The organism is Bradyrhizobium sp. in8p8 (assembly GCF_000426845.1).
Classification (GTDB): Bacteria; Pseudomonadota; Alphaproteobacteria; order Rhizobiales; family Xanthobacteraceae; genus Bradyrhizobium; species Bradyrhizobium japonicum_C.
Genome location: NZ_AUGD01000003.1, coordinates 471677 through 485860 on the forward strand (window position 1 = coordinate 471677; position 14184 = coordinate 485860).

Sequence of the window (14184 nt, forward strand, 5' to 3'; positions counted from 1 at the left end):
AAAGCAAGAAGCAGACCAATACGACTGCTCGCTTCCTCATTCCACCGCGCGACAGCATGCTTGGACGCGTGGCACAGGCAAGGCTCAGGCAGTGCGAGGGCTGGACCGGATCGCCGAACTCTGATGTCCTTGCATACCCTCAACCGCTCGTGCCCCCAATGACTCCCTTCAAGACCATTCGCGCCCGCGCCGAGAAACGAAAGGGCGGGCCCAAGGCGCTCGAGAAACTGCTGCCGGCAAAGCCTGACCTCAAGCGGTTGGCGAGGCTCGGCGATGACCGCATCCTCGCCGAAATGACCAAGCGGGTGTTCTGCGCCGGTTTTGCCTGGAGCGTGATTGATTCCAGATGGGACGGCTTTGAAGACGCCTTCCTGCATTTCCAACCCGCCACGCTCACCTTCCAGCCCGAAGACTATTGGGAGGGCCTGCTGGCCGACGCGCGGATCGTACGCAACGGCGCCAAGATCATGTCCGTGCGCGACAACGCCGCCTTCGTGCAGGACATCGCGAAGGAGCACGGCAGCTTCGGCAAGTTTCTGGCGAAGTGGCCGTCGTCCGACGAGATCGGCCTGCTCGATCTGCTCACCAGGCGCGGCAGCCGGCTGGGAGGCAACACCGGCCAGATGTTGCTGCGCTTCGTCGGCTGGGACGGTTTCGTGACGTCCAAGGACGTCGTGGCGTGCCTGCGCAATGCAGGTCTCGATATCGCTGAAGAGGTCAAGTCGAAGGGCGATCTCGCCAAGGTGCAGGCGCAGTTCAACGCCTGGGCCGAGGAGACCGGCCTGCCTTACACTTATCTTTCGCGCATCTGCGCGCTGTCCGTCGGCGAGGTCAAAGGCAAGTAGTAAACCAAGGAGAACGAGAATGGCAAAAGCCTATTGGGTTGCCACGTATCGCGCGATCAAGGATCCCGAGTCCATGGCGGCTTATGCCAAGCTGTCGCGCCCGGCCATCGAAGCGGCTGGTGGCCGCGTGCTTGCGCGGGGAATGCCGGCCGCTGCCTTCGAGCTTGGCCAAATGGAGCGCGTGGTTCTCATCGAGTTCGACAGCGTCGAGAGCGCCAAGGCGGCGTATGCGAGCCCGGCCTATCAGAAGGCACACGATCTGCTCGGAGACGGCGCCGACCGCGACATTCGGATCGTCGAAGCTGCTGAATAGCGCGACATCGGCGAATCATGGGCATCCTGTGGCGATCCCGTGCCTTGAACGCGGCAGATGGCGCGCCCTTATCACGAAATACATTTCCCAGGAACATTTGTGCGCAGCACCTGTTCGGGAGGTGAGCCAGGCAGATACCGTCGCAGGGAACACCGTCCTGGCTCGGCTTAATGGAAACCCGCCACGACAGAAACGGAGCAGCTCATGAAGCTCACATCCGAACAGGTGAAGCAGACCGTCAACCAGCTCGGCGCTCAGGTGCTGCCCGACGAGCATCCCGCGATGCCGCAGCTCAACAGCATGTTCGGCGAGCACACCTTCTTCGTCGACGAGATGGGACTCAAGGTCCTCGAGCCGACGGGATCGCCCGATACCGAACGCCACAGCGGCGAGGTCGTCAGCCTGGCCGATTGGGGCGATTCCGATTTGACGCGCCTGATGGCACACGAGCCCGAGCCGACTGGCGTGATCGTTGTGTTCGAGCACGTGCGGCATTGAGCGGCCCGGCGAATCGCTCTCAATGGTGGCGGGGTCCGAGAATCCGTCACCGTCAGCCGTGCGGCGCGCGCTGAGGGCTCCAACGTAGCTGCCGGGATCATGCCTGGAGCGGGATCTCGATGGCGATCCGGGTCCCCGGATGCTTCGTGCGCTCGAGCCGCAGCCGGCCGTTCAACGATGAGGCGACCAGATTGAAGGCGATGTGGAGCCCGAGGCCGGAATGACCACTGTCCCGACTTGTCGTGACGAACGGATCGAAGATGCGCGCCTGCAATTCGTCCGGGATGCCGACGCCATCATCAGAGCAGACCAGACGGACTGATTTCGGGTCCGGCTGGCTGACTGTGAGGATAAACCTGCCGCCTCTTTTGCCGGGATACGCATGCCCTGCCGTATTCAGGGCGAGATTGCTGATCACCTGAGCAAGCGCTCCGGGGTAGCTGTTGAGCCTGATGCCCGCTGGGCACTGGACCTCGACCGCCAGGCCATTGTGCGACAGCAGCGGCCCGAGCCTGGACATCAACTCCGAGAGCCAATCCTTGAGTTCGAACTCGCGCCGGTCCTCATCGGCTTGATGGACGGCGACCTGCCTGAAGCTGTGCACCATCTCGGATGCGCGATGCAGATTTTCGAAGGTCAGATCGAGACCTTGCCTGAGCCGGTCGATCCCTTTCGTCAGGTCGGAGCGCCGGACGGATGCTCCGCCCAGTGCATCTGCCATCGTCTGCAGATCGGTCTGCATGGTGGTGGAGGTCGTCAGGGCGAGGCCGAGCGGCGTGCTGACCTCGTGAGCGACTCCAGCGACCAATTGCCCGAGCGAGGCGAGTTTCTCCGTCTGCACGAGTTGCTCCTGGGTCGCGCGCAGATCGCGCAGCGATTTCTCGGAGCGTTCCTTCTCCCGCTGCAGCGCTTCGGAGGTTTGGAATTGCTTCCGCGCCCGGTACTCGCGCGCGGCCACGGCGTAGAGCGACAATGCGGAGGCGTTGCCGACGAGGGTATGATTGATGAATCTCAGGCCCGCCGGCATCGTCAACGCGAACGACTCGGCGACCAGCAGCGCAACCCATGACAGCAGGCAGAAGATCGCAAGCGAGCCGATCCGCAATGGCAGCATGGTCGAGACGAACAGGATGATCATCATCATGCCGGGCGCGGCAAAGGTGAAGCCGGACGGCAGCACGAGATAAATGCTCGGCAGGATGCAGCCGGGAATGACGCAATAGACGAGAAAGATCGTCTCGGCCCACGGCTTCATCCATCGTCGCGACAACAGCGCCGTCAACGGCAGCAGCACGAACAGCGCCGTGCCGCCACGGATGGCCAGCGTCGTCGGAACCACTTCGGGGTAGAGCACCCAATCCCAGAGCGTGTAGCCCGCATAGGTGGCGGCGCCGAGCAGCATCGCGATCTGCGTCCAGCCGAGGCTGCCTCGGACGTATTGGTCGACAAACCGCCGCTCCTCGATGCGGTCTTCGAAGCGCAGCCCGAGGCGGATCAATAAGCCAAGCATTCCAGCTCAATCGCGAAAACGTCGTGATGGGTGTCTGTACGACAGGATTGCAGCTGCGTCGCGGATAAAGATGTCGCGTCGGTTGGTCTCTCGGGCCTCGTTAAGGCACCGCATCGCCGCCGAGAGGGGGGCTGCGGCCGTCCCAAGCAGCCCTCACGCGGTCGGCGACCAGGCCGGTACCATGGGGACGTCAAAGTACGAAGAGCCGACATCGTGGTCGGCCGAAATGTCTTCAAACTAGATCAGGCAAGCTCCTTCGCCTTGCTCGAGCGACCGGAAGCGGGTTCAGCCTTGTCGTATGTGATCACGCTGATATCACCGCTGCTTTCGAGACAGGCGAGTTTCACCATGTTGAGGTCTTCTACGCCCTGCGTCCTGAGCAACGATTTCAACTCATCTTCCGTCACCAGTTCTTTGCGCATATTACGGCGCAGCATTCGACCCCTCTCGACCAGTTTGACCTTGGGAGAGGTTGTCAGGATCTCCAAGGCGGGCACATGATAGGCGAGCCATTGCAGGCCGTAGCTCCAGAACATGACCGTGGAGATCAGGATCGCCGCTTCGGTGACCGATTCGTTGCGCCCTAGTGCATCCGTCGTCGCCTCGACGATGAGGACAACCACGAGTAGGTCCGGGATGCCGACGGCACCGGACTGTCTGTTGAGGAAGAGGCGAAGGATGAAAAAGAGCAGGAAATAGATCAGCGTCCCCCGCAACACGACTTCGGCGATGGAATTCTGCGGAATGAGAATGGAGGACCAGTCGATCATTGCGGGATCTCGGCATGTGTCGGCCGAACTGCCGGAGCAGGCTTGTAACAGCGCGAGGACGCGCTGGGTTCCCTGCGCCACGAGGCCACACAGCGCGGTCAAAGACCTGCCATTGCTGCGTTCTGCGGGCTTGGTCCTGCCGCCTCTCGCCGCGGTTGCTGCGGCCGTTGCAAGTCCAACGATCGCGACAATGGTGAACAGGACGACCACCGCCTCCATGCTCAGCTGAACAGGGAGAGTGCCGGCACAGATCACTGCTTCGGCGGAGTAGAGCGACGTGAGATGAATGAACCGGATCAGCGGCGGCGCGGCGTCCGCTCTTTGCGCGGAGTGGCTGTTGTGGATGTCAGACCTCGCGCCTGCCGCGTCCGCCGAAAGGACGCGCCAGCCCGGTTCAGATGCCCAGCGTCAGCTGCGGTTCCGGAGCGTCGCCGGCCTTGAGCGAAGACAGCGAGACCCCGAGCAGCCGGACGCGCTTGGGCAGCGGCATCTCGGCTTCGAGCAGGCCGCAGGCCAGCCGCTCCAGCTCGTCCCGGCCTGCGACGGCCGCTGCGACGGACCTGCTGCGCGTGATGATCTCGAAGTCGGCAAACTTGATCTTCAAGGTCACGGTGCGGCCGCGATTGCCGGTCGCCTCGCAGTGACGCCAGACCTTGTCGACGAGAGGCCTGAGCTCTCCGACCAGCGCATCAAGTTCGGCGAGATCGACGGAGAACGTGTTCTCCGCGCCGATGGATTTGCGGATCCGATTGGCGCGGACTGGCCGCTCGTCGACGCCGCGTGAGATCCAGTAATAATAGGCGCCCGACTTGCCGAAGGTCGCGTTCATGAACTCCAGTGTCTGGTTGCGCATGTCGAGGCCGGTGAACATGCCTAGCGCGTTCATCTTCGCGGCAGTGGCGGGGCCTATGCCATGAAACTTGCCGACCGGGAGCGTCTCGACGAAGGCCGGTCCCATCTCCGGCGAGATCACGAACTGGCCGTTGGGCTTGCGATGGTCCGACGCGAGCTTGGCCAGGAACTTGTTGTAGGAGATGCCGGCCGACGCGTTGAGACCTGTCTCGGCCTTGATCTTCTCGCGGATGCGCAGGGCGATGTCCCGCGCCAGAGGAATGCCTTGGAGATTTTCCGTCACGTCCAGATACGCTTCGTCGAGCGACAGCGGCTCGATGAGCGGTGTGTGCTCGGCAAAGATGTCGCGGATCTGCCGGCTGATGGCCTTGTAGACCTCGAAGCGCGGCTTGACGAAGATCAGATCGGGGCATTGCCGCTTCGCCGTCACGGACGGCATGGCGGAGCGCACACCGAACCTGCGGGCCTCGTAGCTCGCGGCCGCGACGACGCCGCGTTGCGCGGAGCCTCCGACGGCGACCGGCTTTCCGCGCAGCTCCGGATTGTCGCGCTGCTCCACCGACGCATAGAAGGCATCCATGTCGATATGGATGATCTTGCGCACCCGCGAGGCTTTGCCGGTCACCCTGTCGGATTCGCTCATGGAAAGATGATACAATCGGGTGAAGAGAAGCGCGAGGTGATGGATGTTTCACTTGTTGGTCTTCGTGGCAGGCGTGGTCGGCATCGGTTGGCTCATCGGCGCAACCAATCTGCCTGGGGAATGGTATGCCGGTCTTGCCAAGCCGGGCTTCGTGCCGCCGAACTGGGTGTTCCCGATAACCTGGACGATTCTCTACGTTCTGATCGCGATTGCGGGCTGGCGGACATTTCGTCGCGAGCCCCGGGGCAAGGCGATGCTGGCTTGGGCCGCGCAAATGGCGCTCAATTTCGTCTGGTCGCCGGTCATGTTCACCATGCACCAGATCGGGGCCGCGCTCGTCATCCTCATCTGCCTGCTCGTCGCGATCGTGACTTACATCAGTCTCGAGCTGTCACGCGACCGTCTGGCCGCCGCCTTGTTCGTGCCCTACGCCGCCTGGGTAGCGTTTGCCGGCGTGCTCAATGCGGCGATCTTGCGTTTGAACTGAGACGTTGAGTCTCGACCGATTCAAGAAACAATCTCGGGCTTGTGAGTGGCAAGCATGGACACGCGATCCAATATGAGCCGGCGGGAGGACAGCCCATGCAATACAGCTCCGAGCTCATTCACACCATGCGTCAAGCGCTGGAAACCGTGATGGCAAGCGTTCCGGCCCATCAATCCGTGTTCGGCCTTAAGGCGGCCGTCGCCGAATACATCCTGCACGCCGCCGCACACGGCCAGACGTCATATGACGGACTGGTGACGGCCGCGTCCGACCAGCTCCACGTGATCATTGCGATGCTGACGTGAGGGCCGGCGCCTGAACGGCTGGCAACTGGCGCACCCGACACGATTCGAACGTGTGACCTTTGCCTTCGGAGCAATTTAGCCTGCCTATCCTAAATGCACGACAGGGCACGCTACAATGCGATATGTAACTGAAGATACTAGACAATTCGTATTTCCGCGCCGAACTGTCTATCCAGAATTTCGCTCCGATATCCATCCGGTTGCTTCCGTGGTGCTTCCGCGGAAGCAGCCCCTCACTAGCGAGGGGAACACCTCATGGCAAAGCTGACCAAGCGGATCGTGGACGCTGCCGATGTTCGCGAGAAGGACTATTTTATCTGGGACGACGAACTGCCCGGTTTCGGCCTCCGCGTGTTCGCCTCCGGCAAGCGCAGCTACCTCATCCAATATCGCGCTGTTGGACGCACGCGACGCTACACCATCGGCCTGCATGGCGTGTGGACGCCGGAGACAGCCCGGCAAGAAGCGAAGGTCCAACTCGGGCGCGTCGCGCGCGGCGACAACCCTTCCGAAGAACGTCAGCTCGATCACAAGGCCATCACGGTCAAGGAGCTTTGCGCCCTCTATACCGCTGATCTGAACGCGGGCCTCATTCTGGGTAAGGGCGGGCGACCGAAAAAGCCCACCACCATCGTCACCGACACTGGCCGTATCGAGCGGCACATCATCCCGCTGATCGGCGCGCGCCGGGTCAAGGATCTCACCAAGGCCGACATCAACAAGGTCTTGAAGGACATCATGGCCGGCAAGACGCGCGTCGCCGTCAAGACGAAAAAGCTGCGAGGAAAGGCCATTGTTCGTGGTGGCGCGGGCACCGCCACGCGCACCGTCGGCCTATTGGGCGGAATCCTCACCTACGCTGTCGATGCTGGGATTATAGAGGTCAATCCGGCGCACGGCATCAAGAAGCCCAAGGACAATGTTCGGAATCGTAGGCTGACCGAGGCGGAGTATCGCACCCTCGGGCAAATGCTTCGCGATGCCGCGGCGAACGAAAAATACGCCATGACCGTGGACATCATCCGGCAGATCGCGCTCACCGGCTGCCGCCGCTCGGAAATGATCTCGCTAATGTGGATCGAAGCTGACACCGACGCGAGCTGCATGCGCCTGGTGGACAGCAAGGAAGGTGAGTCCATTCGTCCAATCGGATTGCCCGTCGTCGAGTATCTGGAGGAACGGCGCAAGACCGCAGCGGGCACCTATGTCTTCCCAGGTCAGGGCGAGGACCATGCGTTCGGCAGCTTCCCGAACCATTGGGAACAGATTTTCAGCGACAGTCCGCTCGCCGGCGTCACCCCGCATGTCCTGCGTCACAGCTTTGCCAGCATCGCCAACGATCTCGGTTTCACCGAGGTGACCATCGCGGCGCTCGTCGGCCACTCCAAGGGCTCGGTGACGAGCAAATACATTCACACGCTCGACACTGCGCTCATCATGGCCGCCGACACGATCTCCGGTTACATCCAAGGGCTACTCGAGGGGATCGAATTCAAACAGACGGCCTACGCATTGGATCGTGATTCTCGTCGAGCTGCGCTTGACCTCTTCCTGACCAAAGCGGTTGGAGAGCCGGGGAACGAAGCCGAGGACGAGGAGCGTCGCTTGGCAGCTTGAGGCTTGCGATCAGCCACTGGTCGGCGAGCAATTCATCGCCGCCCACGATGCAGTCGAAAAAGCTTTTTGAAGAAATCGACGATCTTCGGTTTGGCGCCATCGGCGACCAGGTCATTTGCTCCGAACCGGCAGACCATCCTGACACTCCTGCACACCGAGCGCAGCCGTAGCGGCGCGTTGTCTCGTTCGACCGCTTGATCGCCCGCTGCCGCATTGGCTCCGCCAGCATTGGAGACTTTCTGAGGCAGGAACGTCTCGCAGAGGGGGCATCTGACGCAATCGCCTCACGCCCCCGTTGCGCGCAATTTAGGGCACATATACTTCAAGGATCGGGGCGGAAGGCGCCACCGCTTCGGCCCGACGCTTGGCAACGCGCTTCGCCGCATCGCGGACAAGTGCAAGCTTGCGCCTGTCCTTGTCCACGCATGCCAGAATTTGGTCATCAGTTGCGGCGTCGATCTGTTCGGGCTCACAGAGCTGCGCGGCGGCCAAGCGGCAATAGTCGCCCCGCAGCAAATCGGCTCCAGCGAATTGGGCGAGGTCGACGGCGGCGCTGGGCACGCCATATGTCAACCGGATCGCCAGACGTCTCACACGGTCACCGAGATCGAGCGTGGGGTGCAGGATCTCGGCGACGCGAGCCGCGACCGGCATCAGATCGCAAGTCCGCGCTGCGACCGCGCGTATGGGGCCGGCGGCGCCGCCAAACGCACCACCGAACTGCGTCAGCACGCGCTCGATCTCGCTCATGGCACGACCGGACACGAACAAAAGACAAGCGACCGCCTTCTTCGCACGCAGGGTCGCCTGATGATCTTCTGTTGTCCCGCGTTGAAGCGCGTTCAGGACGTGCCACGGCACATTCTGCCTCTGCAGCTCGTTGGGCCATAGCTGAGGCTCTTTCTGCGTGCTTTTTCGGTTGATCGGAAAAAGGAGTTGATCGACCTCGACCGTCGTTTGAGCTGCGGCAATCAGGACGGGATCGCTGATTTCTTGGGGCTGAAGCGAGCCGAGGCAATCTACGAGCGCGACGATGGACCCGACCTCTGCCGCGCTTTCGCCAGCGAGACGGCCCAGCTTGGTCAATTCATACGCGCCTGTAGCGTTCTTCTGCACCAGGCCGTGGCGTTCCAAATCCGCTAGGGCCGAAAGCAGATCCGGCCGGCTCCACTGCCACGCGCTATGGGCGCGCCGGGCTTGGAACGCGCCGAAGCTCGATTCCAGAAATTCGACAATCTCCTCGCTCGGCACGCCTTCGCCGGCCGCTCGTTGTGCCGCGACTAGGACGCGGATAATCAGGGAGCGTGGGTCGGTTGTACCGTCGAGGAAGCGGGACACCAAGTCTTCCGGCTCCGCGGTCACGTATCGCGACCACAGATCATGCTCGGCGCGCGGATCGAGCGCCAGCAGATACGAAGCTCCCTTCTCGGCGAAGCCAAGCCTTCCCGCGCGACCGACTAGGTTCTTGTATTCGGCTACCGAATAGGGCTCGTCGCCGGGATGATTCAAGCCGGCGATGATGACCGATGACGCGGGCGTGTTCACGCCCATCGCCAGCGTCGTCGTGGCTGCGATGACGCGCAGGCCCGAGCCGCTACGGCGAAATTCTTCCTCGATGACGCGCCGCTCTTCGCGGTCGAGATCCGAGTTGTGGAAAGCGACGCCGCGCCCCAGCGCGCTCCGCAAGTCGGCGCTGGCCTGCGAGGGATCGCCGCCGGGCATCTGCGTCAGCGCCTCGGCAGCCGGAGGCAATCCGAGCGACTCTGCGAGATAGTTGGCGCAGCCGCGGGCTTCGCCCTTGGTTTCGCGAAACACGATCACCTGCTGGCCTTCGGCGACAAGCTTGCGCACCAGCGGGATGATCCAATCCTGGCTGGATCCTTTGCCGCCGACAAGACGCCGAACGAGCGGCCCCTCAACCTGCTCATTGCCAGTCTCCGGGTCAAGAAAGCGGAAATGCCCGGTGCCGAGCAACAAGCCCTCCTCAAGCGGAACGGGCCGCTCCGTGCGCCGCAAGAGCCGCGCGCCGAGCCATTGCTCAAGGCCGTTCGTGTCCCCGATCACAGCCGAAAGCGCGATCAGTTGGGGCTCGATCCCCTCACGCCGGCGCATCCGGATGAGCGTCAAAATGAACTCCAGATTCGCGCCGCGGCCACGGTCGGCGATCATCTGCGCTTCGTCGATCACGATCGCGCCGACCTGCGCCAGCACATGAGGGAATGTCAGCGCGATCGCGGCGAACTTCTCATAGGTCAGGAGACCGACATCGTATTGGCCCCGCAGCAGAGGCGCGATGTCGTCCGTCTCGCCCGTCGCTTCCACCGTGCGGACCCCGAAACCGCCATAGACGCTCTCGAAGTGCCGCCGCTTGTCTGCCACAAGGGCCTTAAGCGGCAGCAGAAACAAAGCCCGTTTGCGATCCAGCACGTTCCGGAGCGCCGCGAGCTCGCCCACCATCGTCTTGCCCGAGGATGTCGGGGCCGACACCACCAGGTTCTCGCCGTCCAGCACGCCGAAGTCGGTGATGGCGGAGATCTGAAGCGCATTCAAGGACGGGATCGCTCCAGCCCAGGCGGTGACAAGCGCGTCGGGGAAACCGGCCGACGAGAGGCTGGCAAGATCGGACGTCACCTTGGCAGGCAGACGCGCCGGGAAGGCCGCCCGATACTTAGCGCCCGGCACGAACACGGGCCACGCGACATCGCCGTCGATGCTCCCGCGCATGGTCGGGTTCTGCTCTTTGCCGCCCTGCAGCGCGGCCGCCCGGACGCGGCTCGTGACATGCTCGAGGAGGCGGTAGAGCGAGAGCTTGCCGCCGCTCACGACTTCCTCGGCGCCACATAGCGCCTCAAGCAGAAAGTGGGTCAGAAAGCCGTGCCCGAACCGGCGGTGCTCATAGGCGGGCTCGGTCGCCGCGGAGGCGGTGAAGATGATCCGACCAGCGCCGCCAAGCTGAGCCAGGCGCGCTTCGGCGGACAAAAGGCTGCGCGGCTTCGCATCGACGTGCAGAACCTTCGCCCCAATGCCGCCGGAAAAACAACAGTCGAGGAACAGGATCAGGCGCTTTGCCGGTATCCGCGAGAACCATTCCTGCAACAGCTCGAGCGGGATCGCGGAGCCGGCGAGATCATCTGGATTCGCGTCGTGGGTGACGAGCTCATGTGTCTCCGACCCATGGCCGGAGAACGCGATCACCACCGTATCCTCGGGGCCGCAGCCGGCCAGGTCGGCAAATGCGTCCTCAATCCGCTGCCGCGTGGCCTCCGCATCTGCCAGCAAGACTGTGCTGCCGCCCAGCGTGTCGAAGAACAGTGCCTCCAGCGCCGTCGCGTCGCGACGCGCGCAGGTCAGCTCATCAATGCCGGTCGAGCTATAACGGTCGATGCCGATGAACAGGCCGCGAAACGGCATGAGGCACCACGCTACGCCCGAACGACGCCGACGGAGAACGCGGCTCGTGGCTTCTCAGCCTTCTCCAGCACGACCGGCGCGAACGTGTCTTTCCGCGCGACCTGCTTGTTGCCCACCTTCTCGAACCAGACACACCAGACGGCATCCTCCTCCAGCATGGCCGTCTTCCCGACCTGCTCGACCGTCATGATCGGCCCGCCTGACTTCACCCGCACAAGATCGCCGGGCTTGAATTCGGTAGCATCCATTCTCCACGCTCCTTCTCGATGCCTATCTGTCCTCGCCAGGCACCGGAGGAGGTCGCAAGAAGCTCGCCCACGTCCCCACCACCATGAGTGGAGACGCGCACGTGCTAGGAGATCGCCCCATGCCTAACATCAATATATGGTGTGTCGGTCATTCCTTGCACAAGGATTTCGGCGAAGACCGTGTAAGCTCCTGATAGATGTTCTTGATTTGTCTCTTAGGGCTGCGCTGCGTTCCGAAGCGGGATAGCCCGACGGCAACCTGCCGTCGGGCCTATCGTCACGATCTGCCAGATAGCCAACGCCAGGCGCGGCGCCAGAAGCCGGGAGCCGCCTTGACGGGAGCGGGCTGAACGGCAAGTTCGATCGCTGGCGTCTGCCCGTAGAAGCGCGCTTTGGCAGCGCGGTCACGACGACGCTCGGCTTCGACCTGCTCGTCACTCCAGGGGCCGGCCTCGATCACCTTGCTGCGGTCGATCACATAGTGTGACCGGCATTTCAGCGTCCAATTGCCGATCGACGGCCGAAGGGAGACGGTCTCGCCATCGAACGTCATCTTCCAGTCCGTCGGCGTGAAGGGGGCGACGACCTCCTCGCCGCAACCGCAGCAGCAGCTGTGGGCTGATGTGGCATATTCCATCGAAACATAGAGAATGCCTGCCTCAAGGCGCTCAGGGATGTGTTCGACGAAACGATGTTCGAGTCGCTTGTGCCGTATCACGCGAGATCCCCGTTGATCAGCATGTTGCCGTCGGTGGTGTAGGTGCAGTGATGCTCGCGCTCGAGGTCGCGGTAGAAGCCGCGAATCTTCTTCCACTTGACGACCGCGAGGACAGCATTCAGGGCGTTGAGATCCGCGACCTGGATGTTGGAGGCGTAGATGTCCTTGGCGCCGCCGCCGACGAAGGAAATGCGCTGCCGCGCGTGATCGCGCTTCTCCGGCGTACTGGCGGTGACGCGCAGGATGCCGCCCAGCGACCCCTCGTCGAGCTCGAGCCCCATGCCAACATCGACGAACGCGGCGCCGATCGCCTCGAGCTTCTCTACGATCAGCCGCTTAGCGTCACCCGCATCGAGGGACAGGAACGCGAAGGTGACGCCGTCGAGAAGGTGAATGTTGTCGACGCCGAGCGCGACATCGTGCGCCACGATGTTCCGGTGCATCCGGCTGTAGATGCGCTTCAGGTATTCGACCTTCTTGGGCGCTTCCCGCAATTCCTCCAGGCTCGGAGCGCCCGGCGCGCGAAACGCGTTATGGGTCAGGAACTCGTCGCTGTCGAACAGCCGGATTTCCCGGACAGGCGTCTTGGCGACGAAATCCAGGATGTAGCCGCCGGTCCCCCCGACGCCGATGATGGCGACCCGCTCGTTGACGAGTCGCTCGGTCAGGACGCCGATCCCGACACGGTCGGAGGCGGTCTCGACATAGTTGAAGACGCTGTCCTCCTCCTCTTCCGGTTCGCGGAAGGTGCGAGGCGTCGCGCCGGACTTCAGCACTGCGGCCGGGCCCGCGAGGATATTCGCGTAGCTCGTCATCTTGTGGTGGTAGTCCGAGTAGCCGCCGTCTGGCTTGCTGGAGAAGCTGTGCGTCGCCTTCAGGCCGTGGCCGAGATCGAAGGCGCCGGCCGCATGCGAGATGCCCTGGATGGGCCTGCCGTCGGCGTGGCACGGGAAATCGCCGTCCCAGTGGATGACATGGGTGTCGGGCGGGCGCGTCTGATCTCCGGCCAGCGTGAGGCTGGAGATGAGGGTGCCGATGCGCACCTCCCGGCGCGCATCGACATACGGCACCTCGCGCATAACGAGATACCCGCCCTGCTGCTGGACGAAGTAGCCTTCGTCCCGCAGCCGCTTGAGGTCCGGATTACGACTGAACAGTGCGCGTGACATTGAACACCGTGCCCTTCTTCTTGACGTCGACGGAGCCGCCAACCCCGAGCTCACCGGCGGGCGGCGTCGACGCCGCGTGCCGATAGGTCATCGAGAAGACGACGTTGGGTTCGTGCTGGCCCGGGAAGGCGAGCTGGACGATCTGTTCGAACGTCACCGTGCGGGCGTTCACCGTGCGCGGCCGCGAATTGACGATGATCTCGAACGTCAGCCGCGCGGTGATGAACCGCTCGATGCCGGGCTGGACCAGATCGATCAGCTCGCCATGCTCGATCAGGCGATCTTCACCGCCGGGAACCTCGAGGAAGACGGCCTCCCCCTCGCCGGGCTTGGCGAGGCCGTAGAGCACCGTGCCGCTGATGACCGGCTTGCCCCAGAGCAGCTCGTGGTCGTTGAGGGTCAGCTTGAAGTCGCGGTCGGTCTGGAAGGCGATGAACCGCTCGGCGCCGCGCTCACGCAGGTCGAACGGCTCGTTGAGCCTCACATCCTCGAAATCGCCCGAGGGCAGGATCGCGATGAGGCTGTAACCGTCCCGCGGGTCGAGTGCCGCGGCTTCCAGCAACTGGCGGCCGAGCGGCACGGGATCGCTCACCACACGGGACTGGAAGTTGAGATCGCCCTGCGCGAGGAGAAAGCGATACCCCCGCGCCGGACGCAACGCCCGGCCTTCGCGCAGGGCGTCGCCGAGATCGTCGTAATCAAGAAGTTCTTCGGTGTTCATAAGATTGGGTCCTTAGGTTCGGCCGAGGCAGCGCCGCGGCTCTAAGGGTCCAATCGGAGCGAGGGAGGCCGACCGGT

Annotated in this window: 14 protein-coding genes; 6 read left to right on the plus strand and 8 right to left on the minus strand. The window is 63.1% G+C overall.

The annotated features are described in order from the left end of the window. The first annotated feature begins 158 nt into the window (after nt 1-158). From K408_RS0112360 to K408_RS0112370, 3 genes are all read left to right on the plus strand, one after another. Nucleotides 159-845, plus strand: a complete 687-nt coding sequence (locus K408_RS0112360) for a DNA-3-methyladenine glycosylase I (protein WP_024338485.1) — start codon at nt 159-161, stop codon at nt 843-845. A 19-nt stretch (nt 846-864) separates the two neighbouring features. Then, entirely contained in the window at nt 865-1158 is a 294-nt protein-coding gene (locus tag K408_RS0112365) for a DUF1330 domain-containing protein (RefSeq protein ID WP_024338484.1), read from the plus strand. A 204-nt stretch (nt 1159-1362) separates the two neighbouring features. After that, nucleotides 1363-1656, plus strand: a complete 294-nt coding sequence (locus K408_RS0112370; protein ID WP_024338483.1) for a hypothetical protein — start codon at nt 1363-1365, stop codon at nt 1654-1656. Nucleotides 1657-1753: 97 nt separating this feature from the next. Here K408_RS0112370 and K408_RS0112375 read toward each other — a convergent pair whose 3' ends face one another. From K408_RS0112375 to dinB, 3 genes are all read right to left on the minus strand, one after another. Next, on the minus strand, nt 1754-3166 hold the full coding sequence (locus tag K408_RS0112375; RefSeq protein ID WP_024338482.1) for a sensor histidine kinase: 1413 nt from the start codon (nt 3164-3166) through the stop codon (nt 1754-1756). A gap of 242 nt (nt 3167-3408) precedes the next feature. Then, a complete protein-coding gene (locus K408_RS0112380) occupies nt 3409-4155 on the minus strand; it encodes a DUF421 domain-containing protein (RefSeq protein ID WP_024338481.1) in 747 nt (248 codons plus the stop codon). Between the two features lie 175 nt (nt 4156-4330). Beyond that, entirely contained in the window at nt 4331-5431 is a 1101-nt protein-coding gene (dinB, locus tag K408_RS0112385) for a DNA polymerase IV (protein ID WP_024338480.1), read from the minus strand. 43 nt (nt 5432-5474) lie between these two features. On the opposite strand from dinB, the gene K408_RS0112390 reads away from it, so the two are divergent. The 3 genes from K408_RS0112390 to K408_RS0112400 all read left to right on the plus strand — a co-directional run bounded on the left by K408_RS0112390 (nt 5475) and on the right by K408_RS0112400 (nt 7840). Continuing rightward, nucleotides 5475-5918, plus strand: a complete 444-nt coding sequence (locus K408_RS0112390) for a TspO/MBR family protein (protein WP_028145880.1) — start codon at nt 5475-5477, stop codon at nt 5916-5918. A gap of 95 nt (nt 5919-6013) precedes the next feature. Beyond that, nucleotides 6014-6223: a hypothetical protein gene (locus tag K408_RS0112395; RefSeq protein WP_024338478.1), complete on the plus strand. Its 210-nt coding sequence runs from the start codon at nt 6014-6016 to the stop codon at nt 6221-6223. Between the two features lie 255 nt (nt 6224-6478). Beyond that, the gene (locus K408_RS0112400; protein WP_006023603.1) at nt 6479-7840 is read left to right on the plus strand and encodes a tyrosine-type recombinase/integrase; all 1362 of its coding nucleotides are present in this window, start codon (nt 6479-6481) and stop codon (nt 7838-7840) included. Nucleotides 7841-8146: 306 nt separating this feature from the next. On the opposite strand, the gene K408_RS0112410 is transcribed toward K408_RS0112400, so the two are convergent. From K408_RS0112410 to K408_RS0112430, 5 genes are all read right to left on the minus strand, one after another. Continuing rightward, complete coding sequence (locus K408_RS0112410; RefSeq protein ID WP_024338477.1) at nt 8147-11251, minus strand: DEAD/DEAH box helicase; 3105 nt, start codon at nt 11249-11251, stop codon at nt 8147-8149. An 11-nt stretch (nt 11252-11262) separates the two neighbouring features. After that, entirely contained in the window at nt 11263-11499 is a 237-nt protein-coding gene (locus K408_RS0112415; RefSeq protein ID WP_006023605.1) for a DUF2158 domain-containing protein, read from the minus strand. A 277-nt stretch (nt 11500-11776) separates the two neighbouring features. After that, the gene (locus tag K408_RS0112420; protein ID WP_006023606.1) at nt 11777-12217 is read right to left on the minus strand and encodes a ubiquitination-like system serine protease family protein; all 441 of its coding nucleotides are present in this window, start codon (nt 12215-12217) and stop codon (nt 11777-11779) included. Then, nucleotides 12214-13386 (minus strand): ThiF family adenylyltransferase, encoded by a 1173-nt coding sequence (locus K408_RS0112425; RefSeq protein WP_006023607.1) that lies wholly within the window; start codon nt 13384-13386, stop codon nt 12214-12216. Before K408_RS0112425 ends, K408_RS0112420 begins: the two co-directional genes overlap by 4 nt. After that, nucleotides 13361-14107, minus strand: a complete 747-nt coding sequence (locus K408_RS0112430) for a multiubiquitin domain-containing protein (RefSeq protein WP_024338476.1) — start codon at nt 14105-14107, stop codon at nt 13361-13363. The genes K408_RS0112425 and K408_RS0112430 overlap by 26 nt, the downstream gene beginning before the upstream one ends. Nucleotides 14108-14184: the final 77 nt, after the last annotated feature.

Bases quoted from the DNA above. Each gene is read 5' to 3' on its own strand.
- K408_RS0112360 (WP_024338485.1), top strand. From the start codon at position 159: ATGACTCCCTTCAAGACCATTCGCGCCCGCGCCGAGAAACGAAAGGGC.
- K408_RS0112400 (WP_006023603.1), top strand. From the start codon at position 6,479: ATGGCAAAGCTGACCAAGCGGATCGTGGACGCTGCCGATGTTCGCGAG.
- K408_RS0112375 (WP_024338482.1), bottom strand. From the start codon at position 3,166: ATGCTTGGCTTATTGATCCGCCTCGGGCTGCGCTTCGAAGACCGCATC.
- K408_RS0112370 (WP_024338483.1), top strand. From the start codon at position 1,363: ATGAAGCTCACATCCGAACAGGTGAAGCAGACCGTCAACCAGCTCGGC.
- K408_RS0112365 (WP_024338484.1), top strand. From the start codon at position 865: ATGGCAAAAGCCTATTGGGTTGCCACGTATCGCGCGATCAAGGATCCC.
- K408_RS0112380 (WP_024338481.1), bottom strand. From the start codon at position 4,155: ATGGAGGCGGTGGTCGTCCTGTTCACCATTGTCGCGATCGTTGGACTT.
- K408_RS0112395 (WP_024338478.1), top strand. From the start codon at position 6,014: ATGCAATACAGCTCCGAGCTCATTCACACCATGCGTCAAGCGCTGGAA.
- K408_RS0112430 (WP_024338476.1), bottom strand. From the start codon at position 14,107: ATGAACACCGAAGAACTTCTTGATTACGACGATCTCGGCGACGCCCTG.
- K408_RS0112390 (WP_028145880.1), top strand. From the start codon at position 5,475: ATGTTTCACTTGTTGGTCTTCGTGGCAGGCGTGGTCGGCATCGGTTGG.
- dinB (WP_024338480.1), bottom strand. From the start codon at position 5,431: ATGAGCGAATCCGACAGGGTGACCGGCAAAGCCTCGCGGGTGCGCAAG.
- K408_RS0112410 (WP_024338477.1), bottom strand. From the start codon at position 11,251: ATGCCGTTTCGCGGCCTGTTCATCGGCATCGACCGTTATAGCTCGACC.
- K408_RS0112425 (WP_006023607.1), bottom strand. From the start codon at position 13,386: ATGTCACGCGCACTGTTCAGTCGTAATCCGGACCTCAAGCGGCTGCGG.
- K408_RS0112415 (WP_006023605.1), bottom strand. From the start codon at position 11,499: ATGGATGCTACCGAATTCAAGCCCGGCGATCTTGTGCGGGTGAAGTCA.